Annotated in this window: 23 protein-coding genes and 1 pseudogene; 14 read left to right on the top strand and 10 right to left on the bottom strand. The window is 69.7% G+C overall.

The features are described from left to right. Positions 1-43: 43 nt before the first annotated feature. Both KHC19_RS19490 and KHC19_RS19485 read right to left on the bottom strand, forming a co-directional pair. Positions 44-1,462, bottom strand: coding sequence for a hypothetical protein (locus KHC19_RS19490; RefSeq protein WP_213354577.1), 1,419 nt, complete (start codon positions 1,460-1,462; stop codon positions 44-46). 27 nt (positions 1,463-1,489) lie between these two features. Further along, positions 1,490-2,785 carry an adenylosuccinate synthase gene (locus KHC19_RS19485; RefSeq protein WP_213354574.1) on the bottom strand — a complete coding sequence of 432 codons (1,296 nt, stop codon included), beginning with the start codon at positions 2,783-2,785 and terminating at the stop codon, positions 1,490-1,492. 478 nt (positions 2,786-3,263) lie between these two features. Here KHC19_RS19485 and KHC19_RS19480 point away from each other — a divergent pair, with 478 nt between their 5' ends. Both KHC19_RS19480 and KHC19_RS19475 read left to right on the top strand, forming a co-directional pair. Continuing rightward, complete coding sequence (locus KHC19_RS19480; RefSeq protein ID WP_213354568.1) at positions 3,264-4,166, top strand: VOC family protein; 903 nt, start codon at positions 3,264-3,266, stop codon at positions 4,164-4,166. A 219-nt stretch (positions 4,167-4,385) separates the two neighbouring features. Further along, the gene (locus tag KHC19_RS19475; RefSeq protein ID WP_213354567.1) at positions 4,386-5,300 is read left to right on the top strand and encodes a DMT family transporter; all 915 of its coding nucleotides are present in this window, start codon (positions 4,386-4,388) and stop codon (positions 5,298-5,300) included. On the opposite strand, the gene KHC19_RS19470 is transcribed toward KHC19_RS19475, so the two are convergent. Beyond that, entirely contained in the window at positions 5,301-6,140 is an 840-nt protein-coding gene (locus KHC19_RS19470; RefSeq protein ID WP_213354565.1) for a GNAT family N-acetyltransferase, read from the bottom strand. It lies immediately after the preceding gene. Between the two features lie 71 nt (positions 6,141-6,211). Here KHC19_RS19470 and KHC19_RS19465 point away from each other — a divergent pair, with 71 nt between their 5' ends. Beyond that, positions 6,212-6,643, top strand: a complete 432-nt coding sequence (locus tag KHC19_RS19465; RefSeq protein ID WP_213354563.1) for a two pore domain potassium channel family protein — start codon at positions 6,212-6,214, stop codon at positions 6,641-6,643. A 17-nt stretch (positions 6,644-6,660) separates the two neighbouring features. On the opposite strand, the gene KHC19_RS19460 is transcribed toward KHC19_RS19465, so the two are convergent. Both KHC19_RS19460 and puuE read right to left on the bottom strand, forming a co-directional pair. Further along, complete coding sequence (locus KHC19_RS19460) at positions 6,661-7,020, bottom strand: MliC family protein (protein WP_213354561.1); 360 nt, start codon at positions 7,018-7,020, stop codon at positions 6,661-6,663. Between the two features lie 17 nt (positions 7,021-7,037). After that, positions 7,038-7,958 (bottom strand): annotated as a pseudogene (gene puuE / locus KHC19_RS19455) (allantoinase PuuE); the annotation flags it as partial. 245 nt (positions 7,959-8,203) lie between these two features. On the opposite strand from puuE, the gene eda reads away from it, so the two are divergent. Next, the gene (gene eda / locus KHC19_RS19450; protein ID WP_213354557.1) at positions 8,204-8,851 is read left to right on the top strand and encodes a bifunctional 4-hydroxy-2-oxoglutarate aldolase/2-dehydro-3-deoxy-phosphogluconate aldolase; all 648 of its coding nucleotides are present in this window, start codon (positions 8,204-8,206) and stop codon (positions 8,849-8,851) included. 257 nt (positions 8,852-9,108) lie between these two features. Further along, a complete protein-coding gene (locus KHC19_RS19445) occupies positions 9,109-9,660 on the top strand; it encodes a hypothetical protein (protein ID WP_213354556.1) in 552 nt (183 codons plus the stop codon). A gap of 109 nt (positions 9,661-9,769) precedes the next feature. Here the strand turns inward: KHC19_RS19445 and serA are convergent, their stop codons facing one another. Together serA and KHC19_RS19435 are read right to left on the bottom strand one after the other, a co-directional pair. Then, on the bottom strand, positions 9,770-11,356 hold the full coding sequence (gene serA, locus KHC19_RS19440) for a phosphoglycerate dehydrogenase (protein WP_213354554.1): 1,587 nt from the start codon (positions 11,354-11,356) through the stop codon (positions 9,770-9,772). A gap of 236 nt (positions 11,357-11,592) precedes the next feature. Continuing rightward, entirely contained in the window at positions 11,593-12,768 is a 1,176-nt protein-coding gene (locus KHC19_RS19435; protein ID WP_213354552.1) for a phosphoserine transaminase, read from the bottom strand. A 357-nt stretch (positions 12,769-13,125) separates the two neighbouring features. Here KHC19_RS19435 and KHC19_RS19430 point away from each other — a divergent pair, with 357 nt between their 5' ends. Further along, positions 13,126-14,262 (top strand): Hint domain-containing protein, encoded by a 1,137-nt coding sequence (locus KHC19_RS19430; protein ID WP_213354550.1) that lies wholly within the window; start codon positions 13,126-13,128, stop codon positions 14,260-14,262. A gap of 220 nt (positions 14,263-14,482) precedes the next feature. Next, on the top strand, positions 14,483-15,001 hold the full coding sequence (locus KHC19_RS19425; RefSeq protein ID WP_213354548.1) for a helix-turn-helix domain-containing protein: 519 nt from the start codon (positions 14,483-14,485) through the stop codon (positions 14,999-15,001). A gap of 159 nt (positions 15,002-15,160) precedes the next feature. Here KHC19_RS19425 and KHC19_RS19420 read toward each other — a convergent pair whose 3' ends face one another. Then, positions 15,161-15,424, bottom strand: a complete 264-nt coding sequence (locus KHC19_RS19420; RefSeq protein WP_213354546.1) for a GlsB/YeaQ/YmgE family stress response membrane protein — start codon at positions 15,422-15,424, stop codon at positions 15,161-15,163. Positions 15,425-15,630: 206 nt separating this feature from the next. Here KHC19_RS19420 and KHC19_RS19415 point away from each other — a divergent pair, with 206 nt between their 5' ends. Continuing rightward, a complete protein-coding gene (locus KHC19_RS19415; RefSeq protein WP_246549178.1) occupies positions 15,631-16,233 on the top strand; it encodes a cytochrome b in 603 nt (200 codons plus the stop codon). Between the two features lie 99 nt (positions 16,234-16,332). Here KHC19_RS19415 and KHC19_RS19410 read toward each other — a convergent pair whose 3' ends face one another. Both KHC19_RS19410 and KHC19_RS19405 read right to left on the bottom strand, forming a co-directional pair. Then, on the bottom strand, positions 16,333-17,022 hold the full coding sequence (locus KHC19_RS19410) for an outer membrane protein (RefSeq protein ID WP_213354544.1): 690 nt from the start codon (positions 17,020-17,022) through the stop codon (positions 16,333-16,335). A gap of 176 nt (positions 17,023-17,198) precedes the next feature. After that, the gene (locus KHC19_RS19405; protein WP_213354542.1) at positions 17,199-18,170 is read right to left on the bottom strand and encodes a tellurite resistance TerB family protein; all 972 of its coding nucleotides are present in this window, start codon (positions 18,168-18,170) and stop codon (positions 17,199-17,201) included. A 261-nt stretch (positions 18,171-18,431) separates the two neighbouring features. Between KHC19_RS19405 and KHC19_RS19400 the strand changes: the two genes are divergently transcribed. The 6 genes from KHC19_RS19400 (at position 18,432) to KHC19_RS19375 (ending at position 25,869) form a co-directional block, all read left to right on the top strand. Continuing rightward, entirely contained in the window at positions 18,432-19,682 is a 1,251-nt protein-coding gene (locus KHC19_RS19400; RefSeq protein ID WP_213355148.1) for a sarcosine oxidase subunit beta family protein, read from the top strand. Positions 19,683-19,847: 165 nt separating this feature from the next. Then, positions 19,848-20,138: a sarcosine oxidase subunit delta gene (locus tag KHC19_RS19395; RefSeq protein ID WP_213354540.1), complete on the top strand. Its 291-nt coding sequence runs from the start codon at positions 19,848-19,850 to the stop codon at positions 20,136-20,138. Between the two features lie 328 nt (positions 20,139-20,466). Then, positions 20,467-23,484, top strand: a complete 3,018-nt coding sequence (locus KHC19_RS19390) for a sarcosine oxidase subunit alpha family protein (protein WP_213354538.1) — start codon at positions 20,467-20,469, stop codon at positions 23,482-23,484. Then, positions 23,477-24,034, top strand: coding sequence for a sarcosine oxidase subunit gamma (locus tag KHC19_RS19385; protein ID WP_213354536.1), 558 nt, complete (start codon positions 23,477-23,479; stop codon positions 24,032-24,034). The genes KHC19_RS19390 and KHC19_RS19385 overlap by 8 nt, the downstream gene beginning before the upstream one ends. Before the next feature lie 121 nt (positions 24,035-24,155). Then, the gene (locus KHC19_RS19380) at positions 24,156-25,211 is read left to right on the top strand and encodes a GlxA family transcriptional regulator (protein WP_213354534.1); all 1,056 of its coding nucleotides are present in this window, start codon (positions 24,156-24,158) and stop codon (positions 25,209-25,211) included. Between the two features lies 1 nt (position 25,212). Beyond that, positions 25,213-25,869 (top strand): nucleoside/nucleotide kinase family protein, encoded by a 657-nt coding sequence (locus tag KHC19_RS19375; RefSeq protein ID WP_213354532.1) that lies wholly within the window; start codon positions 25,213-25,215, stop codon positions 25,867-25,869. The last annotated feature ends 46 nt before the right edge of the window (positions 25,870-25,915 follow it).

The raw sequence follows: 25,915 nt of genomic DNA, 5'->3' as shown, positions 1-25,915 counted from the left end.
AAAAGAAAGTGAGCGACGAGCCCGGCAGACCCGTCGCGCCGTGTCAGTTGCCGTTCGGCTGCTGCGGCTGCGGCTGCTGCGAGGGGCGCAGCAGCCCCCAGGCGCTGAAGGCGGTGCGGAAGGCTTCCTCGCCGCTCGCCCCCTTCTCCACCACCAGAATGGCACGCCGCCCGTTCTCGAACACCACCGGCACGTTCAGGAATCCGCGGCTGAACATCATGCTCAGATTATACTGCTGCTCGCGCTCGCCGGAGAGCAGGCCGATGAGGAAATAGCCCGGCGCCACACGCACGGCGAGGCCGCGCAGCGGGGCTCCCTGTGCGCCTTCGGAGGCCATGGCCTGCATGCCCGGCACGCTCGCCACATTGCCGTAGTCGAAATCGGACGGCAGCTGGAACTGCACCTCGACGATATGCGAGGCCGGGATATTGGGATCCGGGTTGCGACGGATGGTCATCGTCGCCTTGAAGTTCCGGTCCGGTATGTCGATCACCGCCTTGATGCCGACATCCTGCGGCTGGCCGGTGCCCGGCTGGAAGGTCTCGGTGCTCCAGTCGACCTTGCCGACGAATTGCTGCAGGCCCTGGCCGGCGCCGGTCGCCTCCTCCAGCAGCATCGCGCGCGGCGCGCTCTGGACGGCCGGCGGCGGGGCGGCCGGCTGCTGCGTCGGTGCCGTGGAGGGCGCCTGCGCCACGCGGTCGGTGGATTTGGCCGCCGCTTCCGGCGCCGGAGCGCCGGCCGGCGCCTGTGCGGCCTGCTGGGACGGCGCGCTCGGCGAGGATCCGCCCTGCATCAGCCCGGCCAGCCGGTCGCGCTGGCTGTACAGCCCGCCGCCGATGGCGAGCAGCAGCACCAGCGCCGCCGCGGCACCGATGATCAGGCGCGTGCGCCCCTTGCGGGACGCCTCGTCCGGCAGCTCGGCGCGGGCGTCGGCCTCATCCTCGTCAAGCACCGGCGGCCGCTCGATCCCGGCCCACAGCTCGTCCGCCTCCCCCTCGCCTTCGCCCGCGGCGACAGGCGAGCCCGCCGCAGGACCGGACGGCCCGGTTGCGGGGCGATCCGTCGCCAGGCGATCCTTGCCGACATCCTGGGACTGCGGGATGAAAGACGGCGCGGCGGGCTTCGGCGCAGCGGCTTCGGGCTCGGCCGGCCGCGATGTGGCGGGGGCGGGGGCGGAGGCGGGCTTGGGCGCCTCGGGCTTCGGAGCGGCGGACGCCGGCGTGGCGGCGGCCGGCGCCGGTTCGGCCTCGCGGCCGCCGTGATCGGCTTCCACCCGGCGGATCGCCGCTTCCAGGAAATCCTTCTGGCGGGCGATATCCTCCTCCGGCATGGGGGGATTGGCGCCGTTCAGCTGCACCAGCAGCGCCTTGCGCGCGCGGGCATAGATCACCTCGCGCGCCTCGCGGCCCTTGTTGGGCTGCTGTTCGATGGCGCGGGCCAGAAGCGGGTAATAATCAGCCATACGCTAAGGGATCACCTGTACGGGGTCTCAGGCCTCGAAGGGATTCTGCACGAGGATTGTATCATCGCGCTCGGGGCTGGTGGACAGCAGCGCCACCGGGCACCCGATCAGTTCTTCGATACGACGCACATATTTCACCGCCTCGGCCGGCAGTTCGGCCCAGGAGCGGGCGCCGGCGGTCGATTCCCGCCAGCCCTCGATGGTCTCGTAGATCGGCTCCACGCGCGCCTGCGCATCCTGGCCGGCGGGGAGATAGTCGATCTCCTGCCCGTCGAGCCGGTAGCGGGTGCACACCTTCAGCTCCTCGAAGCCGTCGAGCACGTCGAGCTTGGTCAGCGCGATGCCGTTGATGCCAGAGGTGCGCACGGTCTGGCGCACCAGCACCGCGTCGAACCAGCCGCAGCGGCGCGGCCGGCCGGTCACGGTGCCGAATTCATGGCCGCGCTCGCCGATGCGGCGGCCGATCTCGTCCTCGAGCTCGCTCGGGAACGGCCCCTCGCCGACGCGGGTGGTGTAGGCCTTGGTGATACCGAGCACATAGCCGATCGCCCCCGGCCCGAGGCCGGAGCCGGTCGCCGCCTGCGCCGCCACCGTGTTGGAGGAGGTGACGAAGGGATAGGTGCCGTGGTCGACGTCGAGCAGCGCGCCCTGCGCGCCCTCGAACAGGATCTTGGAGCCGTGCCGGCGCTCATCGTCGAGCAGCGCCCAGGTGCGGTCCATATAGGGCAGCACCTTTGGCGCCAGCGCCAGCAGCTCGGCCTTCAGCGCCTCGCCGTCCACCGCCTCCAGCCCGAGGCCGCGGCGCAGCGCATTGTGATGGGTGAGCAGCCGCTCGATCTTGCCGCCGAGCGTATCGGGGAAGGCGAGGTCCATCAGCCGGATGGCGCGCCGGCCGACCTTGTCCTCATAGGCCGGGCCGATGCCGCGCTTGGTGGTGCCGATCTTGGTGCCGGCGGCGGCGGCGTTCTCGCGGATGGCGTCGAGCTCGCGGTGCAGCGGCAGGATGAGGGTGACGTTCTCGGCGATGCGCAACCGCTCCGGCGTCACATCGACGCCCTGGTCGCGGATGCGGCCGATTTCGTCGATCAGCGCCTGCGGGTCCAGCACCACGCCGTTGCCGATCACCGAGAGGCGCGCCCCGCGCACCAGGCCGGAGGGCAGCAGCGAGAGCTTGTAGGTCTTGTTGCCGACCACCAGCGTATGGCCGGCATTGTGGCCGCCCTGGAAGCGGACCACGACGTCCGCCTGCTCGCTGAGCCAATCGACGATCTTGCCTTTACCCTCGTCGCCCCACTGGGATCCGACGACGACCACATTCGCCACGAGCCGAGCTCCTGATTGCGGCGCGCCTGAAGGCGCAAGAAGCACCGGCGCGCACGAAAGGAAACCCGGCGAAGCGATCCGGCCGGGGTGCCCACCTCTTACGGGATCGGTCGGGTGGAGGCAAGGACATGTCCGACTTTGGACTCTGTACAAACTCGCCTGCGCCGCGCTTTCGCAGGCCGCCCCGGCGGCGGGACCGGCGGGAAATGACAGCACGACCTTGCAGTCCTGCAAGCAGCTGCGGCTTGCAACCGCGCCCGCGCAGGGCGACTTTCCAGGCGACCGATCCCATGCGGGAAGGTCCTGCGTGCTTCGGGCCCCGGCGGCGCCGGGCACCCGGCATGAGGATGGTCGCTCGAGCAGAGGCATCGCCTCGCAAGAGACCGCCCTCATGGCGAGGTGCGAGCAAGGCGAGCCTCGAAGCACGCAGGCCTTCCCCGTCGGATGCCCCACCCTCAGCTTTCCCCGAGGCCCGCCCATGACCGCGCCGACCGCCGCGCCGACCGCCGCCCCCACCGCCGGGACCGCCGCTCCCGCCCTCCCCGCCGTGCTGCGCATGGGCGCGGTGCGCCTCAGGGTGCGCGACGGCGCCCGCTCGGCGGCCTTCTACCGCGACGTGGTCGGCCTCACGCCGCTAGGCACCGCGGCCGACGGCGCGATTCGCCTCGGCGCCGGCGGCCGCGCGCTGGTCGAGCTGGAGGTCGCTCCCGGCGCGACGCCGCGCCCGCGCGGCACCACCGGCCTGTTCCACCTCGCCATATTGGTGCCGGACCGCCCGGCGCTGGCCGTGGTGCTGCGCCGCCTGGCCGCCTACCGCGTTCCCATCGGCGCCTCCGACCATCTCGTCAGCGAGGCGCTCTATTTCGACGACCCGGACGGCAACGGCATCGAGGTCTATCGCGACCGCCCGCGCGGCGAATGGCGCTGGCGGGAGGGCAGCGTCGCCATGGCGACCGAGCCGCTCGATCTCCACCGCCTGCTTGCCGAAGCCCCGGCGCTGGTGCCGGTCGAGCAGCCGATGCCGGCCGCCACCGTCATGGGCCATGTGCATCTGCAGGTCGGCGAGATCGACGCCGCCCGCCGCTTCTATGTCGGGCGGCTCGGCTTCGCCGTCACCACCGAGAGCTATCCCGGCGCGCTGTTCGTCAGCGCCGGCGGCTACCACCACCATCTCGGCCTCAATGTGTGGCAGAGCCGGCGCGGCGGCCCGGCGCCGGAAGGCTCGGTCGGGCTGGTACGCTACGAGGTGATCCTGCCGGAGGCGGAGATCGCCGCCCTGCGCGCCCGCCTCGCCGCCGCGGGAGAGGCGAGCGAGGATCTGCCGGGCGGCTTCACCGTCGCCGATCCGTGGTCGACCCGCGCCGCCTTCCTCGCCGGCTGAGCGCGCGACAAAAGCGCCCAGCGCGACCGCAGGGCACGGCCGGGGCTGGCCCGTCCGGCCTCCTCCCCGCGGGATCGGGGGGATCCAATCGGGGGATTCACCCGCATCCATCAGCGGCCTCGATGACAGCGAAAACATCTTCTCATCGATCCGGTAATTCCAAAACATCGCAAAAGCCTCTAGATCGAATGCCCGTTTCGCAGGCATTCCGGTTCCGCCATGTTCCGCCGGCTCTATGACGCGCCCTATCTGCTCCTGTCGCTGACGAGCTTGTTCTGGGCCGGCAACATCGTGCTGGGCCGCCTTGCCGCCGGCCATGTGCCGCCGATCGGCCTCGCCTTCCTGCGCTGGGTCATCGCCTCGGCGATCCTGATGCCCTTCGCCTGGCCGCATATCCGGCGCGAATGGCCGCTGCTGCGCGGCCATGTTGTCGTGGTGCTGGTGCTGTCGCTCACCGGCATCGCCGCCTTCAACACCATGATGTATTGGGGGCTGCAATACACGCCGGCGATCAATGCGCTGCTGATCCAGTCCACCGGCCCGCTGATGATCGCCTTCTGGTCGCTGATCATCAACCGCGAGCATCTCTCGTTCGGCCAGTTCGCCGGCATATTGCTGTCGCTGCTCGGCGTGTTCGTCATCATCAGCCGCGGCGATCCGGCGGTGGCGCTGCATATCGACTTCAATGTCGGCGACCTGTGGGCGCTCGCCGCCATGGTGGTCTATGGCGTCTATTCGGCGCTGCTGGCGCGACGCCCGGGCATGAGCCCGCTCGGCTTCCTCACCGTCACCACCCTGCTGGGCAGCCTGATGCTGGTGCCGTTCTTCGTCTGGGAGCGGATGGAGGGCGTGCCCTTCCATGCCGATCTGAAGACGCTGGCGGTCGTGGTCTATGTCGGCCTGTTTCCCTCGGTGCTGGCCTATCTCTGCTTCATCCGCGGCGTGCATCTCGTGGGGCCGAACCGGGCGGCACCGTTCTTCCACCTCATGCCGGTGTTCGGCTCGGTGCTGGCCATCGCCTTTCTCGGCGAGGCCTTCCGGCTCTATCACGCCGTGGGCTACGCGCTGGTGCTGGCCGGTATCGCCATCGCCACCCTGTGGGGACGGCGGAGCGCACCGCCCCCGCCGGAATGATCAGCCGAGCTCGAAGCTCGTCACCCCGTAGACCCGCTCCAGCGCCACCGGCCGCACCGGCCCGCGATACATGCGCGCGGTCTCGAACACCGGCGTGAAGCCGTGCCGCCGGGCCAGCGCCACCGCCGCCGCATTGGGCTCGGGCACGTCGAGGAACACGTCGCCGCCCTCCGCCGCCGCCAGCAGCGCGGCGAGCACCGCCTCGGCCGCCGCTGGATCCTCGGCGTTGAGCGGCCCGATCTTGAATCCCGTGCGCGCCGGCCGGATCACGCCCCAGCCGGCCAGCCGGCCGGCGCGCAGCAGCGCACGCCCGGCATGGCCCGGCGTGTCCAGCCACGCCCTCAGAAACTCCCCGCGCGGCGCGGGGAACACCCGCGCATCCTCGGCAAGAACCGCCTCGAACGGAACCTCGCGCAGGTCGAGAACCTCGCGCAGATCGAGACCGCCGCCGGATGCGCCGGCCGCCGGCCCGCCGGCTTGCCTGCGGAAACGGATGTTGCGATGGGAGAAGGCGAAGCCCTGCTTCGCATAATTGGCCTGCTGCGCCACCACCCCGTCCAGCCCGACGCTCCGCGGCCCGGCATGGGCGAGGCCGGCCTGCCACAGCCGGAAGCCGATACCCTGCCCGCGCAGGTCGGGCCGCACGATGTAGAAGCCGAGAAAGGCGAAGGCCTCGTCATAGTTCACCACCGAGATCACCGCCGCCGGCATCCCGTCCTTCTCGGCGACGAGGAAGCCCTGCGGATCGATGGCGCCGAAGGCCGGTGCGTCGGCGAGGCCCGGATTCCATCCTTCGCCCGCCGCCCATTCGAGAGCGAGGTGGATTTCTTGCCGCCGCATGGCACGAATATCTAGGCCGTCACTCACCGACTCGGCTCCCCTGCCTACCGTTCCATCCAAGCGGCATATCCATGATAAGCGATCTTTTCCTCGGTCTCGCGGTCAGCCTCGTCGCCATGCTGATCCACCTCGCCGGTACCCAGTTGCTCGTCGCCCTGATGAATCCGTTTCATCACGTCATGCGCGGCCGCGGCCACCTGCGCCTCGCCGTCGCGCTGGTCACCACCTATCTGGTGATGCTGGCCGCCCATGTCCTGGAGGTCGGGCTGTGGGGCCTGCTCTTCGATACGCTGGGTCTCGCGCCCGTTTCCGAGGACGCCTACTACTCGGCCTTCGTCAATTACACGACGCTCGGCTATGGCGGCTCGCAGCGGATCGTCGAGACCCGCCTGCTCGGGCCGCTGGCCTCGGCGAACGGCATATTGATGTTCGGCTGGTCGACGGCGCTGCTGGTCCTGGTGGTGCAGCGCCATCTCCCGGCCCATCTCACCTCCCGCGATTGAGCGGCGGTGCGCCGGCGTCAGCCCGCCTCCCCCTGGCAGTGCAGCGGCGGCGCCTTCTCGCCCTTGGTGAGATCGTAGAGGTCGCCGTCCCGGCCCTTGCTCCACCAGATGAAGCGCCCGCCGGCATAGCGGGCGCCGGAGCCGGAGAGCACATTGGCCAGCACCACGAATTCGCCGCCCACCGTCAGGCTCGCCAGCGCCACCGGCGGGGCGTTGTAGTAGCTCACGGCGAGCCGGCTGCCATCGGCGCAGCGATAGGCGGCCTGAATGGTCTGCACCGTCGCGCCTTTGGGCAACGGGATGGCGAGCGTGTCGGCCAATGCCGGGCCGGCGGCAAGCAGGGCGAGGCCGGCCGCGGCAGGCAGGGTACGGATCATCGTCGTCTCCTTCATGTCGCCGGGTGTTCGGCGTGCCAGTGGCGGGCGATGTCGATCCGCCGCGCCACCCATACGCGGTCGTGGCGGGCGATGTGGTCGAGGAAGCGCTCCAGCGCCACGATCCGGCCCGGCCGCCCCACGAGGCGGCAATGCAGCCCCACCGACATCATCTTCGGCGCTTCGGCTCCCTCGGCATGGAGCGCGTCGAAGCTGTCGCGCAGATAGGCGAAGAACTGGTCGCCAGAATTGAAGCCGCCCGCCACCGCGAAGCGCATGTCGTTGGCGTCGAGCGTGTAGGGAATGGTCAGATGCGGCCCCTTCGGCCCTTCCACCCAATAGGGCAGGTCGTCGGCATAGGCATCGGAATCATAGAGGAAGCCGCCCTCCTCCATGGTGATCGCCCGCGTATGCACGGAGGTGCGCCCGGTGTACCAGCCGAGCGGCCGCTCGCCGGTCGCCTGCGTGTGCAGGGCGATGGCGGCATCGAAATCAGCCTTCTCCGCCGCGTGGGAATGGTCGCGATAGTCGATCCAGCGCAGCCCGTGGCTGGCGATCTCCCAGTCCGCCTCCTTCATCGCCGCCACCACTTCCGGGTTGCGGGCGAGCGCGGTGGCGACCCCGAACACCGTCACCGGCAAATTGCGGCGGGTGAACAGCCGCCACAGGCGCCAGAAGCCGGCGCGGGCGCCATATTCGTAGATCGACTCCATGTTCATGTGCCGCTGGCCCGGCCAGGGCTGGGCGCCGACGATCTCGGACAGGAACGCCTCGGAGGCCGCGTCGCCGTGCAGGATGCAGTTCTCGCCGCCCTCCTCGTAATTCACCACGAACTGCACGCAGACCCGCGCCGCGCCCGGCCAGCGAGGGTCCGGCACATGGCGGCCATAGCCGATCAGGTCGCGGGGATAGGGCTGGTCATGGCTGAAGATCGGCGGCATGCGGGGTCTCGCGGTCGGAAGCGGAGGCGGCAGGTTTGCAGCGCGATGGCCGGCTTGCAAGGTCGGTGCCGCCGCTGGGCCGCGCCTCCCGCGCGCCCGGCGACGGGAAACCGCGCCGTACCGCGGATCGGCTCTCGACATTCGGCGCCGGGGGCGGTTGATTGGCGCCACGTTTCCCGGCATGTCCGGTCATATTGTCGCCGGCCGTCGATCCGGCCCAGGATAGTCGCTGAAGGATTTCCGCCATGTCGCTTCCCGATCCCTCGTTCCTGCTCGCCCGCGCGCCGGTCGTTCCCGTCGTCACCGTGCCCAGCGTCACGGCGGGGGTGAAGCTCGCCCGCGCGCTGGTCGAGGGCGGCCTGCCGCTGATCGAGGTCACGCTGCGCACCCCGGCGGCGCTGGAGGCGATGGCGGCCATCGCCGCGGAAGTGCCGGACGCCGTGGTCGGGGCCGGCACCGTCACCCGGCCGGATCTCGTCGAGAAGTCGATCGCCGCCGGCGCCCGCTTCCTGGTCTCGCCCGGCGTCACCCCGGCCCTGCTGGAGGCCTTCGCCGAGGCGCCGGTGCCGGTGCTGCCCGGCTGCGCCACCGCCTCGGAGGCGATGACGCTCGCCGCCATGGGGTTCTCGGTGCTGAAGCTGTTCCCCGCCGAGGCGGTCGGCGGCTCGAACCTCATCAAGTCGCTCGCCGCGCCGCTGCCGGACCTGCGCTTCTGCCCCACCGGGGGCATCGGCCCGGACAATGTCGGCAAATACCTGTCGCAGCCCAACATCCTGGCGGTGGGCGGCTCCTGGGTGTGCCCGAACGACGCCATCGCCGCCGGCGACTGGGGCCGCATCGTCGAGCTCTCCCGGGCGGCGTCGAAGCTGTACCGGGCGGCATTCGCGGGCTGAGCCCTCCTCTCGCCTGGCGACGAAGCGGGCCGGCCGCGCCGGTCCGCTTGGCAACGGCCGTCTCCGCCATTGGCACGGAGAAAGGCGGCTCCCGCCTCGCTGCCCGGCTACATTCGCCTCAGGCAGCAACCGGCATTCCCCAGCGTAATACCTGCTGACAAAACGAATCCGCCTGAATATAGTCAGCCCACTGGCCGGGGGGCTGCAGGTGCATGGCGCAAAATATACAAGCCTGGCTTCGCCCAGGACTCGCGGCCTTGCTTGTCTTCGGAGGAATTTCGAGTTCCTCGGCCGAAGATCTTGTCACCGCCCTGTTTCCCGATTTCGAAGCCCTTGTGCATCAGGGGCACAACGAGATCCTGATCACCGGCTTCACCTGGCACGATTCTTCCACCTACGATTCCGGCAAGGATCTCAACGACCTGGCCTGGGGTGGCGGCTATGCGCGTTATTTCGACCACTATGACGGAGACCCGGCTTCGACGGTGGCGCCCGTCAAGTCCGACATCCTGTTCGGCATGGTGTTCGCGGACAGCAACCGCCGGCCCGAGGTCGCGCTCGGCTATGGCCGCACCTGGACCTTCGCCAGCGTCGAGAACCTGTCCTGGTCCTTCGGCTACGCGGCCGGCATCACCATGCGCCACGACATCTGGGACGGCGCGCCGATTCCCTACATCTTGCCGCTTCTCAACCTGCGGCTGTTCAAGCGGCTGGACCTGTTTGCCAGCTACATTCCGCCGCTGCCGTCCAACTCCTTCGGGGACGCGCCGGGCAACGTCCCCTTCCTGTTCATGGGCTGGCGCTTCTGAGGCGAGGCTCGCCGCCCGCGCGGGACGGCGGCGCCCGCCCGGATGATCCGGTCCGGCGGACCTTGCGGAGCCGGAACGTCCGGCCCCGCGCGCCCGAAGGCGGAAGGCGTCAGAACGCCAGCGGCTTGGCCTGCTTCACATGCGGCAGCGCCTGCACCTTGGCGAGCACCTCGTCGGGCGCCCGCCCGTCGATTTCGACGAGGGCGATGGCGTCGCCGCCCTGGCGGTCGCGGCCGAGCGCGAAGGTGGCGATGTTCACCCCCGCCTCGCCGAGCAGGCTGGCGAAGCGGCCGACGAAGCCCGGCTTGTCCTCATTGGTCACGTAGATCATCGAGGGGGCGAACTCCGCATCCACCTTGATGCCCTTGATGTCGACGATGCGTGGCCGCCCGTCGGCGAAGACGGTGCCGGAGACCGAACGCTCCATCTTGTCGGTCACCACGGTCAGGGTGATCAGGCTCTCGAAATCGCCCGCCACCTCGCGCGTCACCTCCTCCACCACGATGCCGCGCTCCTTGGCGACGCTCGGGGCGGAGACGACGTTGACGTCGGCGAGCGCCGGGCGCAACAGGCCGGCCACCGCCGCCGAGGTCAGCGCCTTGATCTTCAGCTCCGCCACCGCGCCCTCATAGGTCAGGCGCACGGTCTTGATGTCGGTGTCGGTGAGCTGGCCGGCGAAGGAGCCCAGCTTCTCGGCGAGCTCGATGAACGGCTTCAGCTTCGGAGCCTCTTCCGCGGTGATCGAGGGGAAGTTCACCGCGTTGGAGATGGCGCCGCGCAGCAGGTAGTCGCTCATCTGCTCGGCGACCTGCAGCGCCACATTCTCCTGCGCCTCGGTGGTGGAGGCGCCGAGATGCGGGGTGCAGATCACATTGGGCAGGCCGAACAGCGGGTTCTCGGTGGCCGGCTCGGTGACGAACACGTCGAAGGCGGCGCCGCCGACCTGGCCGCTCTTCAGCGCCTCCGCCAGTGCCGCCTCGTCGACGAGGCCGCCGCGGGCGCAGTTGACGATGCGCACGCCCTTCTTGGTCTTGGCCAGCGCCTCGGCGGAGAGCACGTTGCGGGTCTTGTCGGTCAGCGGCGTGTGCAGGGTGATCACGTCCGCGCGGGCCAGCAGCTCGTCCAGCTCCACCTTCTCCACCCCGAGGTCGAGCGCCCGCTCCGGCGAGAGGAACGGATCGAAGGCCACCACCTTCATCTTCAGGCCCAGCGCGCGGTCGGCGACGATGGAGCCGATATTGCCGCAGCCGATGATGCCGAGCGTCTTGGCGGTCAGCTCGACGCCCATGAAGCGGTTCTTCTCCCATTTGCCGGCCTGGGTGGAGGCGTCGGCGGCCGGGATCTCGCGCGCCAGCGCGAACATCATCGCGATGGCGTGCTCGGCAGTGGTGATGGAATTGCCGAACGGTGTGTTCATCACGATCACGCCGCGGGCGGTGGAGGCGGGGATGTCGACATTGTCGACGCCGATGCCGGCGCGGCCGACCACCTTCAGCCGGGCCGCCTTCTCGAGGATCTTCGGCGTCACCTTGGTGGCCGAGCGGATGGCGAGGCCGTCATAGTCGCCGATGATCTCGGCGAGCTTGTCCTTGTCCTTGCCGAGGTTCGGCTGGAAATCGACCTCGATGCCGCGATCCTTGAAGATCTGCACGGCGGCGGGGGAAAGGGCGTCGGAAATCAGAACGCGGGGAGCCATCGGCCTCATCCTGTTCGCAAAGGGGGTGTCGGGCCCGCCGTCGGGCGGGAGAGCAGAACCCGTCCCGCCATTGGCGGGAGGGGACGACGAGCGTTCGTCGGGTATACGGCCACGAAGACACGAATGTCCGGCGCGCAGGGCGGCCCATGCCGGGAGAACATGCGCCGCCGAATGCCGGGCCGCCTGCCCCTCGCCGTCCCCTCGCGCCAAGGGCGGGAAGGGTCAGCGCAAGGGCGTCAGGCCGCCTGCTTCAGGCCGGCCTTGGCTTCCTCATAGGCCCAGTCGAGCCAGGGGGTCAGCGCCGCGAGGTCGGAGGCCTCGACGGTGGCGCCGGCCCAGATGCGCAGGCCCGCGGGGGCATCGCGATAGGCGCCGATGTCGTAGGCGACCTTGGCCTTCTCCAGCGCGCCGGCGATCGCCTTGGCGAAGGCCGCCTGCGCGTCGGGGGCGAGCGCCGTCACTTCCGGGTCGGCGACCACCAGGCACACCGAGGTGTTGGAGCGGGTCGCCGCGTCCGTGGCGAGGAAGTCTACCCACGGCGTCCCAGCCACCCAGTCGGCCAGCACCTTGAAATTGGCGTCGGAGCGGGCGCGCAGGCCCTTGCCGCCGCCGAGCGCCTTCGCCCAGTTCAGCGCATCGAGATAGTCCTCGACGCACAGCATGGACGGGGTGTTGATGGTCTCGCCCTCGAAGATGCCCTCGATCAGCTTGCCGCCCTTGGTCATGCGGAAGATCTTCGGCAGCGGCCAGGCCGGCACGTAGCTCTCCAGCCGCTCCACCGCGCGCGGGGAGAGGATCAGCATGCCGTGGCCGCCCTCGCCGCCCAGCACCTTCTGCCAGGAGAAGGTCACGACATCGAGCTTGCTCCAGTCGAGATCCTGCGCGAAGGCCGCCGAGGTGGCGTCGCAGATGGTCAGCCCGGTGCGGTCGGCCTTGATCCAGTCGGCGTTCGGCACCCGCACGCCGGAGGTGGTGCCGTTCCAGGTGAACACCACGTCGTGGTCGAAATTCACCTCGGCGAGGTTCGGCAGCGCGCCGTAGCCGGCCTTGAGGGTGCGGGCGTCCTTCAGCTTCAGCTGCTTGACGATGTCGGTGGCCCAGCCCTCGCCGAAGCTTTCCCAGGTCAGCACGTCGACCGGGCGGGCGCCGAGCAGCGACCATAGCGCCATCTCCACCGCGCCGGTGTCGGAGGCCGGGACGATGCCGATGCGGTAATCGGCGGGAATGTCGAGGATCTCGCGGGTGAGGTCGATGGCGAGCTTCAGCTTCGCCTTGCCGACCTTGGCGCGGTGCGAGCGGCCGAGCGGCGCGTCGGACAGGGCCTGAAGGTTCCAGCCGGGGCGCTTGGCGCAGGGGCCGGACGAGAAATTGGGATTGGCCGGCGTCGCAGCCGGCTTCGCAGCAGTCGTCATGATGAACCATCCTTCCAGATGGGTGCCCCTCGTTGGGGAGGGGTAGCCCGAGCGAGGAAATACGCCACCGACCGGCGAAACACAAGCGGCCGGAAGCTGTGCGGAATTGACGCCGGCAACGCCGCGTCGGCGTGCCCCCCCCGCCCACCGGGCGGCCATGTGAGTCGCGCCGGCTCCATCCCGTCGAGCGGATGCCCCCCTCAAGCGGAGGGGATAACACCCATCATAATACCTTTTTCGTTCAAAAATCCGAGAGATTCATAATAATTAGTTCTAATTTTTTACTAATTTCATTGCGTTTTAATCGCAAAATTGCCACCCACGCCGTCGGATTTCACAGCAAGGAGAGCCAGGCCGATGGCGGATTTGAATGTTGGGAACGGCGCGACCACGACGGTTGATAGCGATGCGTCCTATGGAGGCGTGTTCCTCGGCAGCGGCTCGACGCTGGTCATCGATGGCGCAACGGTCAGCACCGACTACCTCGATGCCGGCAGCCATTCGCTGATCAAGGTCACCGGCGGGGCGACCTTCGACAACACCGGCTGGACCGGCGGCTCCGACGTCACCTTCGAGGTCGAGGGCTCGTCCACGCTGACCTTCAGCATCGGTGGCGGCGGCGGCGGTGGCATCAACGGGTCGACGATCGTCTTCAGCGGCAGCGGCGATGGCACCGTGAACCTGCCGGCGCAGGTTTCCGGCCTGGACATCCAGGGCTTCGGAAGCGGCGACCAGCTGCATTTCGCCGATGACGACATCGCCTCCTTCAACACGGTGACGAACGACGACGGCAGCGTCACCATCCAGTCGATCGCCAGCTGGGGCGGCGTGCTCTCCTCGGTCACCGTGTCCGGCAACTTCAACCCCGCCGATCTCATCCTCGATCCGTCCACCGGCACCGTCGGCTATGCCTGCTTCCTCGCCGGCACGCGGATCGCGACGCCCGAAGGGTTCCGGGTGGTCGAGGACCTCGTCATCGGCGATCTCGTGCTCGGCGCCGACGGCCGGGCGCGGCCGGTGCGCTGGATCGGCCGCCAGAGCGTGATCGCCATGTTCGCCGATCCCTTCACCGCCTACCCGATCCGCGTCGCCGCCGGCGCGCTCGGCGACAACCTGCCGGCGCGCGACCTCTTCCTGTCGCCGGATCACGCGCTGCTGATCGACGGCCTGCTGGTGCAGGCCGGCGCCCTCGTCAACGGCTCGACGGTCAGCCGCGTCGAGCGGCCGGAGGCGCGCTTCACCTATTTCCACATCGAGCTGGCGGACCACGCCCTCATCCTCGCCGAGGGCATGCCGGCGGAGACCTTCGTCGACAACGTCACCCGCCGCCGCTTCGACAATCACGCGGAATATGAGGCGCTGTACGGCAGCGAGGCCCCGGCGATCGACGAGCTCGACCTGCCGCGCGTGAAGTCGGCCCGCCAGCTGCCCCCCGCCCTGCGCACCCGGCTTGCCGGACGCGCGGCGGCGCAGGAGCCGGCCGCCGCGGCGTAAGCCTCGACAGCCCGCGGGGCACGACGCCGGCCCGGCGCCGCGCCCCGCGACGGCACGCAGGCGATCCCGCACTGCAAACGCGAAAGTGAGCGTTCCTTGACGCAACGCAATACGTATTCGCGCCGCAATTGGAACAAAAAACTGGATATGACATTTATTCCATAGTTAGATTCATATCCCCGCACTTGTTGGGGATATCGGAATGACGTGAGGGCAGCAAATGACGCAGCTTTCCTGGTTCTCGACATCAGGTTTGCGCCTCTTTTTGGACAAGATCGTTGCGATTCCGGCCGGAGTTATTTCTCCGAACCGGAAATCGGAAGATCTTGCGCCCGTTCACGAAGAGGTAAGCCGTCCTGTATTCGAATCCGGGAGCTTGTCGACCGGCCATTTTCGACGCACGGGAAATAGGCAGATGAACGCAAATGATCTCGTCGCCATGCGCCTGAATTGGGGCCTGAGCCAGGAAACGTTGGCGGATCGTCTTGGCTTGCCGCCGCAGGCTTATGTGGAAATGGAAAAGGGCGAGCGCCCGCTGAAGAAATCGCATCTTCTGGCGCTCGAGGAAGTCGGCATCGACCTTTGCCTCATCAAGCGAGACATATCGATGCTGATCCCGCAGATCCGCAGCGCCATCAATTACCTTGCGGAAATCGCCGCGCAGCAGGTCACTCCCGTCCTGCATGTGGAAGCGGGCGAAGGGCCGGCCTGGGCGGCCGCGCAAAATAAGCTTCAATAATCGAACCGGATTCGCGGCGTCGCCGCGAATCACCCGGCGCCGCTCCGGCGCCGGGCGAATCGAGCCTCGCCAAGGCGTCGATCGATCTGCACTACACCTGAATACCTCGATCGACGCCGGGACGTGCGGCGCGCCGTCACGCCGCGATGCTGCGTTGCATCACGCCGCGGACGATCCCCGTACCGCCCGCACGCCCCAGATGAGGATGCAGGCGCCGACGATCCCGGCCACCAGATAGCCGAGCCAGCCGCCGAAGCTCACGCCCAGGAAGCTGAACAGGAAGCTCGCCACGGCGGCGCCGATGATCCCGAGCACGATGTTCACGAAAATTCCGGTGTCGCTCTTCATCACCCCGGAGGCGATCCAGCCCGCGACACCGCCGATGATGATGGCGGCGATCCATCCGATCTGTGTATCTTCCATGGAACGTCTCAGCTCCCTTTTGCGACGGCGCCGGCCCTGATCCGGCCTTGGCCGCGATCCCCTTTTGACGACGGCGCCCACGGCGCCGGCGAGACAACGGGCGGACCGCCGCTGCGGTTCCATCACACCGCATCGTGTTCTCCGGGTGATTTCGCGGCGCGCGCGGGAACGCTAGTAAGGCGTCGTTCATATCCGCCGGAGACCTCATGCCTGCTGCCCCGATGCCCGCCGCCGACCAGCCGACCCTGACCGACAACGCCCTGCGCTACGGCACCGTCAGCCGCGCGCTGCATTGGGGCATGGCGCTGCTCTTCGCCTGGCAGTTCCTCGGCATGATCCTGCGCGCCACGCTCGGCCGCACGCCGGTGGTCAGCTTCTTCGTCGGCAGCCACACCACCCTCGGCGTGCTGCTGCTGCTTCTCGTCGTGGTGCGGCTCGGCTGGGCGCTCGCCAATCGCCGGCATCGCCCGCCCTATGACGGCGGGCTGCTCGGGCTTGCCGCCCGCCTCGGCCATGCCGGCCTCTACGCGCTGATGGTCGTCGTGCCGGCGCTGGCGCTGGCGCGGCTCTACGGCTCGGGGCGCGGCTATGCGCCGTTCGGCGTCGAGCTCTTCGCCCCCTCCGATACCAAGATCGAGTGGCTGATGGCGCCGGCCAATGCGCTGCACGGCCCGCTGGCCTGGGCGCTGCTGGCCTTCATCGCCGGGCACGTCGCCATGGTGGCGGTGCACCAGGTCTTCCTGGGCGACCGCATCCTCCATCGCATGCGGCGCACCGCCGGCCCGGCCGATCCGTCGCCGGCCGGCTAGAGCGTTTTCGAGCGGAGTGGGATCCGGTTCGCGTGAAGAAAACGCGTCCAAACAAGAACCTGGATCCTTTCCGGTGAACCGGAGTTCGCCGGAACGGCTCTAGTCGATCGCCACGCGCAGGCCGATGCGGATTTCGTGCGCGGCCTGGTCGATATCGGGCAGGCCGCCGCCGAGATCGATGTTCTCCAGCGCGAGATAGCGATAGCCGAGGTCGAGCTGCCAGTTCGGCGCGAGGTCGATGGCGACGCCGCCCATCGCCGCCCAGGCCAGCCCCCAGCCGGAGCCGTAGCCCGGCGCGTCGAGGTCGGCATAGCCGAGCCCGATGCCGGCGCCGATATAGGGCGTGAGCGCGTTCCAGCTGCCGAGATCGACATAGGCATTGGCGAGCAGGGTGGCGACGCCATAGTCGCCAGAAACCCCGCCGAGGGCGTAGTCCGCCCGGATGCGGTAGTCGGCGGTCAGGTCGAGCCGCAGCCAGTCGGAAAAGCGCCCGCCAATGCCAAGGCCGACCAGCGCGGCATCGTCGAGCCCGCCGCCGCCGACGCCGTCCGGCGTCTCGTTGAAGACATAGCCGGCATCGACGCGCAGATACCAGAAGCGGCTTTCCTCGATCTGCGGCGCCTTGGCCAGCAGGTCGTCGGCGGAGAGGTCATCCACGGCGGCGGGATCGGCGGCGACGGGATCGGCGGCCTGCGCGACACCGGCGAGCGGCAGGGCAAGCCCGGCCGCCAGCCCCGTCGCCAGCCCGAGAGCCGCGAGGCCCTGCCTCCATCGCCGATCGATACCCATGCGAACCGCTCCTGCACTCCTCCGGCGTCCGGCCGCCGGAATCAAAAGTTGGAGCGCAGTCTCGCCGCGATTGCTTAAGCGTCGATTAACCTTAACGAAGCGTTGCCCGTGAGGCGTTGCCAGGGCGCGCTGCCCATGAGCGTCGGCCGAAGCCGGCCTCACGGGCGATGGCTCCCTCAGCCCTGCCGGGCGGCGCGGGCGGCGGATTCCAGATGCGGCGTCAGCGCCGGGTCGAGCTGCAGCGCCAGCGCCAGCCGGGCGAGGAAGGCGCGTTCCGAGGTCGAATCCGGGTCGATGGCGAGCAGCGCCGCCATATAGACCTCCGCCGCCTCCTCCTCGGAGGTCACGGTGCGGGCCAGCGTCTCGACGCTCGCCGGATTGGCCAGCTCGTCGGAGAGGAAGCGCTCGGTCTCGCCCAGATCGGCGACCCCGCTCTCGTTCAGCTTGGCAGCGATGGCGACGCGCTCGGCATCGTCGATATGCCCGTCGGCCAGCGAGGCGGCGATCATGGTGCGCAGCAGCGTCAGCGGCAGCTGCGTGTCCGAGGTCTGCGACGGGTTGAAGGGCGAGTTGGGCGGCGGCAGCTGCGCCGGGGTCGGCACCGGGTTGCGGGCGACATCGGCGGTGGTCTGCTGCGGCGCCTCGCCGTTGCGGTAGTTGTTGTAGGCCTTGTAGGCGAGCGTGCCGACAAGGGCGAGGCCGCCCAGCGCCACCGCATTGCCGGCCATCTTGCGCCCGCTCTTGGAGCCGAGCACCAGCGAGACCAGCGCCCCGGCCGCCGCGCCGGAGGCCAGCGAGCCGCCATTGGTGCCGAGATAGTCCTTGGCCCGGCCCATCAGGTCTCCGGCGTCGCGCGGCTGCGGCTCGCGCGGCTGGGCATCCTGGGTATCCTTGGGCTGGGCGTCGCGCACGCCGGCCGGCCGGGCTCCGGGGGGATGCGTGCCGCCGAAGCCGTTCGGGCTGCGGGCGGCCGGCTTGCTGCCGCCGAAGCTGCCGGCGAGCGAGCCCAGCTGGCCGAGAATGCCGTCGAGCGGACTGCCGCCGCCCGGCTGCCCGGTCCGCGCCGGCACCTGCCCGCCCGCCGGCTGCTGCGGGCTGAGGAACTGGTCGAGGAGGCGCTTGGCGTCGAAACTGCGGGGGTCGAACATGCTCGGTTTCCTTCTGCGTCGGGAGCGAGGTAGGGTCCGAACATGGCTTCCGCAAGGTGATGCCCGGCCGCCTTCCCCGCGGCGGCAGTAGCGCAGATCACATTGACGGCATGAAGGCGGCCGCCATCGGGCACCCGTTTCCGGGCGTCGTTTTTCCCATGTCGCATCCGTTCAACGTCAGCGCCCAAAAGATGCTCGCTCCGGCGGCGGCATCGGTACAGCATGGCGGTCATCGCGCTCATTCCGGGCGAGGACGATCCCATGCAGACCTTCTCCGGCCTCAATCTCATCCGTCGCGCCTTCGGGGGCCACAAGGGCTGGCAGCCGCAATGGCGCACGCCCGAACCCAAGGCGGAATACGACGTGATCATCGTCGGCGCCGGCGGCCACGGCCTCGCCTGTGCCTATTATCTCGCCAAGGAGCACGGCATACACAATGTCGCGGTGATCGAGCGCGGCTGGCTGGGCGGCGGCAATACCGGCCGCAACACCACCATCGTGCGCTCGAACTACCTGTTCGACGAGAGCGCCGCCCTCTACGAGCACGCGGTGAAGCTGTGGGAAGGCCTCTCCGCCGATCTCAACTACAACGTGATGTATTCGGCGCGCGGCGTCCTGATGCTGGCGCATAATCATCACGACGTGCAGAGCTTCAAGCGCCACGTCCATTCGAACCGCCTCAACGGCGTCGACAATGAATGGCTGTCGCCGGAAGAGGTGAAGGCGTTCTGCCCGCCGCTCAACATCACCTCGATGCGCTACCCGATCCTCGGCGGCGCCCTGCAGCGGCGCGGCGGCACCGCCCGGCACGATGCGGTGGCCTGGGGCTTCGCCCGCGCGGCGGATTCCCGCGGCGTCGACATCATCCAGAACTGCGAGGTCACCGGCATCCGCCGCGGCCCGTCCGGTGCCGTCGAGGGCGTCGAGACGTCCAAGGGCTTCATCCGGGCGAAGAAGGTCGGCGTCTCCGCCGCCGGCCACAGCTCGGTGGTGATGGCGATGGCCGGGGTACGCATGCCGCTGGAGAGCTACCCGTTGCAGGCGCTGGTCTCCGAGCCGGTGAAGCCCGCCTTCCCGACCGTCGTCATGTCCAACACCATCCACGCCTATATCTCGCAGTCGGACAAGGGCGAGATGGTGATCGGCGCCGGCACCGACGCCTACACCTCCTATTCGCAGCGCGGCGCCCTGCACGTCACCACCCACACGCTGGACGCCATCTGCGAACTGGTCCCGCAGTTCCGGCGGCTGCGCATGCTGCGCAACTGGGGCGGCATCGTCGACGTGACGCCGGACCGCTCGCCGATCATCGCCAAGACCCCGGTTCCCGGCCTCTACGTGAATTGCGGCTGGGGCACCGGCGGCTTCAAGGCCACGCCGGGCTCGGGCCACGTCTTCGCCCACACCATCGCGAAGGACGAGCCACACCCGATCAACGCCCCCTTCACCATCGAGCGCTTCCGTGACGGCTTCCTCATCGACGAGGCGGCGGCGGCGGCGGTGGCGCACTGAGGAGGCGAGGATGGCATGCTCTCCCATGACCCTCCTTCGAGGCCCGGCGAGCCGCCGGGCGCCTCGGGACGAGGTTCCTTTTTCAAACCCGAACCACCTCATCCCGAGGGGCTCGCGCCGCGAGCCTCGCGGGATGCGGGAGCCGAACAGCGCGGGAGCCTGCTGATGCTGATCATCACCTGCCCCTGGTGTGGCGAACGCCCGGAAATCGAGTTCGCCTATGGCGGCGAGGCGCATGTCGCCCGCCCGGCCGATCCCTCCGCGCTGTCCGACCAGGAATGGGCGGATTTCCTCTACAACCGCACCAATCCGAAGGGCCGCCACGCCGAACGCTGGCGCCACGTCCATGGCTGCGGCCGCTTCTTCAACGCGCTGCGCGACACGGTGAGCGACTTCTTCGTCACCACCTACAAGGCCGGCGAACCCCGCCCCGATGTCGAGGGAGAGGCGAAATGAGCGACGCTCGACACCTTTCGGCTTCTCCTGCGCCGACAAACGCCGTCACAACCTGGCTCGGCCCGACCATCCACGCCTTCCAGTCCGGCGTGGCCCGATGCCGAACGGGAAGCGAAATGAGCAGCCTCTTTCCCCCTCTCCCCGCACCGAACTCGGCTGTTGCCGAGTTCGGCCTCTGGAATGGTCGAAATCGGATACATCCGATTTCGATGGAGAGGGTTGGGGTGAGGGGACTTCTTGGCTTCCCGATGTCGTTCCCCCTCACCCGCCGCTGCGCGGCGACCTCTCCCCACCGGGGAGAGGTACACCTACCCTCGGAGTTGTGGCCATGACCGCCCCCTTCCGCACCCCGTCCGGCGGACGCATCGACCGCGCCACGCCGCTCACCTTCCGCTTCGACGGGCAGAACTATCCCGGCTATGCCGGCGACACCCTCGCCTCGGCGCTGCTGGCGAACGGCGTGCATCTCCTCGGCCGCTCGTTCAAGTATCACCGCCCGCGCGGCCTCCTCTCGGCCGGCTCCGACGAGCCGAACGCCCTCGTCGAGGTGAGGCGCGATGCCGCCCGCGTCACGCCGAACCTGCGCGCCACCCAGGTGGAGCTCTATGACGGGCTCGCCGCCGAGAGCCAGAACCGCTGGCCCTCGCTCGCCCGCGACGCCGGCGCGGTGAACGACCTGTTCGCGCCCTTCCTGCCGGCCGGCTTCTACTACAAGACCTTCATGTGGCCGGCGGGCGCCTGGAAGCGCCTCTACGAGCCGAAGATCCGCGCCATGGCCGGCCTCGGCAAGGCGCCGACCCTGCCCGACCCGGACCGCTACACCCAGCACTACGCCCATTGCGACGTGCTGGTGATCGGCGCCGGCCCGGCCGGCATCGCCGCGGCGCTCGCCGCCTCGGCCGCCGGCGCCCGCACCATCCTGGTCGACGAGCAGGCCGAGCCCGGCGGCTCGCTGCTGGCCGCGGCCGACGCCATGGTCGATACCAAGCCGGCTACGCAATGGCTGGCCGACGCCCTGGCCGAGCTGGCGGCGGCCGGGGTGACGGTGATGCCGCGCACTACCGCCTTCGGCTATTTCCCGCACAACATGATCGCGCTCGCCGAGCGCGTCACCGATCATCTCGCCGACCCGGATCCGCGCCTGCCGCGCGAGCGGCTCTGGCAGGTGCGGGCGAAGGAGGTGGTGATCGCCGCCGGCGCGCTGGAGCGCCCGCTGGTGTTCCCGGAAAACGACCGCCCCGGCGTGATGCTGGCCGATTCAGCCCGTACCTACCTCGCCCGCTACGGCGTGAAGCCCGGCGAGCGGGCGGTGGTCTTCACCGCCGGCGACCATGGCTACCGCGCCGCGCTCGAGCTCGCGGCCGGCGGCGTCGCCATCGCCGCCATCGCCGATCTGCGCGCCGCGCCGGAAGGCGACTGGCCGGCCCGCGCGCTGGCCGCCGGCATCGATGTGCGGCCCTCCACCGTCGTCACCGGCACCGCCGGCCGGTTGCGGGTGAAGGCGGCGCAGCTCGCCAAGGTGAAGAACGGCAAGGTCGGCCTGAACGAGACCGTCGCCTGCGACACGGTGCTGATGTCCGGCGGCCTCACGCCCTCGGTGCACCTGTTCTCGCAATCGCGCGGCAAGCTGGCCTGGGACGAGACGCTGGGCGCCTATCTGCCCGGCCAGTCAGCCGAGCGCGAGCGTTCCGCCGGCGCCTGCCGCGGCCGCTACGGCCTCGCCGCGGCGCTGGCCGACGGCTACCATGCCGGCGAACAGGCCGCCGCCGAGGCCCTGAAAAGCTCGGCCGCCGGCACCGCCGCCACCGGCAGCCGCGCCTTCGGCGTGGTGGCGACGGAGACCGGCGCCGACGGCTTCATCGGCGCCGTCCCGCACGGCCGCAACCCGGCCTTCGCCAAGGCCTTCGTCGACTGGCAGAACGACGTCACCGCCAAGGACATCGCGCTCGCCACCCGCGAGGGCATGCGCTCCATCGAGCATGTGAAGCGCTACACCACCACGGGCATGGCGACCGACCAGGGCAAGACCTCCAACATGAATGCGCTGGGCATCGTGTCGGAGCAGCTCGGAACCAGCGTGCCGAAGATCGGCCTCACCACCTTCCGCCCGCCCTTCACCCCCACCACCTTCGGCATCTTCGCCGGCACCGCGCGCGGCGACCTGTTCGATCCCGTCCGCGTCACCCCCATCCATGGCTGGGCGGAAGCGCGCGGGGCGGTGTTCGAGCCGGTCTCGCTGTGGAAGCGCGCACTCTACTTCCCCAATCGCGGGGAAGACATGCACGCCGCCGTCGCCCGCGAGTGCAAGGCGGTGCGTTCGAGTGTCGGCATCTTCGACGCCTCGACGCTGGGCAAGATCGAGGTGGTCGGCCCCGACGCCGCCGAGTTCATGAACCGCATCTACACCAATGCCTGGACCAAGCTCGCCCCCGGCCGGCTGCGCTACGGCGTCATGCTGCGCGAGGACGGCTTCGTGATGGATGACGGCGTGGTCGGCCGCCTCAGCTCCGACCGCTTCCACGTCACCACCACCACCGGCGGCGCCGCCCGCGTGCTCGCCCATATGGAGGACTATCTCCAGACCGAGTGGCCCGATCTCGACGTGTGGCTCACCTCCACCACCGAGCAATGGGCTGTCATCGCCGTGCAGGGGCCGAAGTCCCGCGAGGTGCTCGCCGCGCTGGTCGAGGGCATCGACCTGTCCAGGGAGGCGATGCCGAATATGAGCGTCGCCGAAGGCCGCATCGCCGGCGTGCCGACGCGGCTGTTCCGCCTGTCCTTCGCCGGCGAGCTCGGCTTCGAGGTCAACGTGCCGGCCGCTTATGGCCGCGCGGTGTGGGAAGCCATCTTCAAGGCCGGCGAGCCGTTCGGCATCACGCCCTACGGCACCGAGACCATGCATGTGCTGCGCGCCGAGAAGGGCTACATCATCGTCGGCCAGGAAACCGACGGCACGGCTGGCCCGGACGACGTCAATCTCGGCTGGGCGGTCGGCAAGGCGAAGAAGGATTTCGTCGGCAAGCGCTCGCTCAACCGCGCCGCCTTCTTCCTGCCGGACCGCAAGCAGCTGGTCGGCCTCCTGACCAGGGACCCCGCCGTGGTGCTGGAGGAAGGCGCGCAGGTGGTCGCCAGCCCCAACGCGCCGGTGCCGGTGCCGATGCTCGGCCACGTCACCTCCTCCTATATGAGCGCCACCCTCGGCCGCTCCATCGCGCTGGCCATGGTCAAGGGCGGGCGCGCCCGCCTCGGCCAGACCCTGCAGGTGCCCATGCCGAAGGGTGCCATCCCGGTCGAGGTGGTCGACCCGGTCTTCTACGACGCGGAAGGAGCCCGCCTCGATGTCTGACCTCCTGTTCCCGCTCGGCGCCCTCGCCGCCGCCGTTCCCGATATCGCCGCCGCCCGCCTGTCGGCGATCCCGCCCTGCACCCGCCTCGCCTTTCGCGGCCGCGAGGCGGCCATCGGCCCGGCCGGGGCCGCCTTCGGCGTCGATCTGCCGCGGACGGCCTGCCGCTTCACCCGCTCGGGCACCCGCCTCGCCGCCTGGCTGGGGCCGGACGAGTGGCTGCTGCTCGCCGAGGAGGCCGATCCCGCCGCCCTGTTCGCCGATCTGGAAACCGCGCTCGCCGGCCTGCCGCATGCGCTGGTCGACGTCTCCGACCGTTCGCTCGGCATCGCGCTGGAAGGCCCGCGCGCCGCTTATGTGCTGAACCAGGGCTGCCCGCTCGATCTCGACACCGCCGCCTTCCCGGTGGGCATGTCGACCCGCACGGTGTTCGCCAAGGCCGAGATCGTGCTGCTGCGCGAGGCCCCGGAGCGGTTCCGCCTCGAGGTCTGGCGCTCCTTCGCCCCCTATGTCTGGGGCCTGCTGGAGGAGGCGCGGCGCGAGCTCGCCTGAGGGAGATCTGCCCTGCCCCCTCCCGGCCAGGAGGGGGCGGCGGACGACAACTCCCCGTGCCCATCGCCACGATCCGGCAATCTCTGCTATTCTCCGGCGCGAAACCTGCATTGCGACCGGCATGAGCGAGCACACACCCCTCCCCCCCGCGAAGGTCCCCGGTCAGCCCGTGCTGAATGTCGGCTTCATCCTCACCGACAATTTCACCCTGTCGGCCTTCTCGCTGCTGGTCGACCAGCTGCGCCTCGCCGCCGACGAGGGCGACCGCTCGCGCCCCATCCATTGCCGCTGGCGCATCATGGCCTCGCGCAGCGAGCCGATCCGCGCCAGCTGCGGCGTCACCATCGCCCCCGCCGGGCCCTTCGTCGATCCGGCGCAGTTCTCCTACATCGTGGTGGTGGGCGGCCTGCTGCACACCGGCGCCCAGCTCGACGACGAGGCGGTCGCCTATCTCAAGCGCGCGGCGAAGGCCGGCGTGCCGCTGGTCGGGGTGTGCACCGGCTCCTTCGTGCTCGCCCGCGCCGGGCTGATGACCGGCCGGCGCTGCTGCGTCTCCTGGTATCACTACCAGGACTTCCTCGATGAGTTCCCGCACCATCACCCGGTGGCCGACCGGCTCTATGTCATCGACGGCGACCGCATCACCTGCGCCGGCGGCGGTGGCACCGCCGATCTCGCCACCGCGCTGATCGAGAAGCATCTCGGCCGCTCGCTGGCCCAGAAGAGCCGCCACGTCCTGCTGCTCGACCGCGCCCGCCCCGGCAACCAGGCGCAGCCGCACCCGCCGATCGCCGATCTCGTCGCCGACGACCGCGTGCGCCGCGCCTTGCTGCTGATGGAGCAGAACATGGCCGACCCGCTGCCCATCGCCGACGTCGCCCGGCGGCTGCATTTGTCCACCCGCCAGCTCGAGCGGCTGTTCCAGACGGTGATGGGCCGTCGCCCGGCGGAGTTCTACCGGCTGATGCGGCTGCGCTATGCCCGTTTCCTGCTCGACACCACCGGTCGCTCCATCACCGATATCGCGCTCGAATCCGGCTTCTCGGACTGCGCGCATTTCTCCCGCCAGTTCAAGGCGCTGCACGGCTTCACCCCCACCGATGCGCGGGTGAGCACCGCCATGGCGGACACCGCTCCGGTCGCCTCCAGCCTCGCCGGCCAGCGCCTGTTCGATTGAGATGAGCGCCCCCGCCCGCACCACCCTCGCCGGCCTGGCGCAGGCGCTGCTCGCCCGCCAGCGCGGCCCCCGCACCATGGTGGGGATCGTCGGCGCGCCGGGCGCCGGCAAGAGCAGCTTCGCCGAGGCGCTGAAGGAGCGCCTCGACCGTGCCGCCCCTGGCCTCGCGCAGATCCTGCCGATGGACGGGTTCCATTTCGACGACCGGCTGCTCGAGGCCCGCGGCCACCTCGCCCGCAAGGGCGCGCCGCACACCTTCGACGTCGACGGCCTCGCCGTCCTGCTCGACCGCCTGCGCCGCGACGACGGAAGCGAGGTGGTGGTGCCGGTGTTCGACCGCGAGCTGGAGATCGCCCGCGCCGGCGCCCGCGCCATCGGGCCGGAGGCGCGCCTCATCCTGGTCGAGGGTAATTACCTGCTGCTCGACGATCCCGCCTGGGCGGGGCTGCGCCCCCGCTTCGACCTCACCGTGATGCTGGACGTGCCGCTCGACGTGCTGGAAGCACGGCTCGCCGCCCGCTGGCGCGGCTTCGGCTATGACGACGCCCGCCTCGCGGCCAAGCTGGAAGGCAACGACCTGCCCAATGCGCGGCTCGTCATCGCCCGCAGCGTCGCCGCCGATCTCCTCGTCGCCAACACCGTCCCTTCCGGGGACTGATCCGTCCCGCGCGTCCGTTTCGGATTTCCACCGCCCTCCCTCTGCC

The organism is Ancylobacter oerskovii, assembly GCF_018390555.1.
GTDB lineage: Bacteria > Pseudomonadota > Alphaproteobacteria > Rhizobiales > Xanthobacteraceae > Ancylobacter > Ancylobacter oerskovii.
This window is presented reverse-complemented; position numbering and strand designations above follow the sequence as displayed.

Excerpts from the sequence above, each read along its gene's own strand:
- KHC19_RS19490 (WP_213354577.1), bottom strand. The coding sequence starts at position 1,462 with ATGGCTGATTATTACCCGCTTCTGGCCCGCGCCATCGAACAGCAGCCC.
- KHC19_RS19480 (WP_213354568.1), top strand. The coding sequence starts at position 3,264 with ATGACCGCGCCGACCGCCGCGCCGACCGCCGCCCCCACCGCCGGGACC.
- KHC19_RS19475 (WP_213354567.1), top strand. The coding sequence starts at position 4,386 with ATGTTCCGCCGGCTCTATGACGCGCCCTATCTGCTCCTGTCGCTGACG.
- KHC19_RS19470 (WP_213354565.1), bottom strand. The coding sequence starts at position 6,140 with ATGCGGCGGCAAGAAATCCACCTCGCTCTCGAATGGGCGGCGGGCGAA.
- KHC19_RS19465 (WP_213354563.1), top strand. The coding sequence starts at position 6,212 with ATGATAAGCGATCTTTTCCTCGGTCTCGCGGTCAGCCTCGTCGCCATG.
- KHC19_RS19460 (WP_213354561.1), bottom strand. The coding sequence starts at position 7,020 with ATGATCCGTACCCTGCCTGCCGCGGCCGGCCTCGCCCTGCTTGCCGCC.
- eda (WP_213354557.1), top strand. The coding sequence starts at position 8,204 with ATGTCGCTTCCCGATCCCTCGTTCCTGCTCGCCCGCGCGCCGGTCGTT.
- serA (WP_213354554.1), bottom strand. The coding sequence starts at position 11,356 with ATGGCTCCCCGCGTTCTGATTTCCGACGCCCTTTCCCCCGCCGCCGTG.
- KHC19_RS19435 (WP_213354552.1), bottom strand. The coding sequence starts at position 12,768 with ATGACGACTGCTGCGAAGCCGGCTGCGACGCCGGCCAATCCCAATTTC.
- KHC19_RS19430 (WP_213354550.1), top strand. The coding sequence starts at position 13,126 with ATGGCGGATTTGAATGTTGGGAACGGCGCGACCACGACGGTTGATAGC.
- KHC19_RS19425 (WP_213354548.1), top strand. The coding sequence starts at position 14,483 with ATGACGCAGCTTTCCTGGTTCTCGACATCAGGTTTGCGCCTCTTTTTG.
- KHC19_RS19420 (WP_213354546.1), bottom strand. The coding sequence starts at position 15,424 with ATGGAAGATACACAGATCGGATGGATCGCCGCCATCATCATCGGCGGT.
- KHC19_RS19415 (WP_246549178.1), top strand. The coding sequence starts at position 15,631 with ATGCCTGCTGCCCCGATGCCCGCCGCCGACCAGCCGACCCTGACCGAC.
- KHC19_RS19410 (WP_213354544.1), bottom strand. The coding sequence starts at position 17,022 with ATGGGTATCGATCGGCGATGGAGGCAGGGCCTCGCGGCTCTCGGGCTG.
- KHC19_RS19405 (WP_213354542.1), bottom strand. The coding sequence starts at position 18,170 with ATGTTCGACCCCCGCAGTTTCGACGCCAAGCGCCTCCTCGACCAGTTC.
- KHC19_RS19400 (WP_213355148.1), top strand. The coding sequence starts at position 18,432 with ATGCAGACCTTCTCCGGCCTCAATCTCATCCGTCGCGCCTTCGGGGGC.
- KHC19_RS19395 (WP_213354540.1), top strand. The coding sequence starts at position 19,848 with ATGCTGATCATCACCTGCCCCTGGTGTGGCGAACGCCCGGAAATCGAG.
- KHC19_RS19390 (WP_213354538.1), top strand. The coding sequence starts at position 20,467 with ATGACCGCCCCCTTCCGCACCCCGTCCGGCGGACGCATCGACCGCGCC.
- KHC19_RS19385 (WP_213354536.1), top strand. The coding sequence starts at position 23,477 with ATGTCTGACCTCCTGTTCCCGCTCGGCGCCCTCGCCGCCGCCGTTCCC.
- KHC19_RS19380 (WP_213354534.1), top strand. The coding sequence starts at position 24,156 with ATGAGCGAGCACACACCCCTCCCCCCCGCGAAGGTCCCCGGTCAGCCC.
- KHC19_RS19375 (WP_213354532.1), top strand. The coding sequence starts at position 25,213 with ATGAGCGCCCCCGCCCGCACCACCCTCGCCGGCCTGGCGCAGGCGCTG.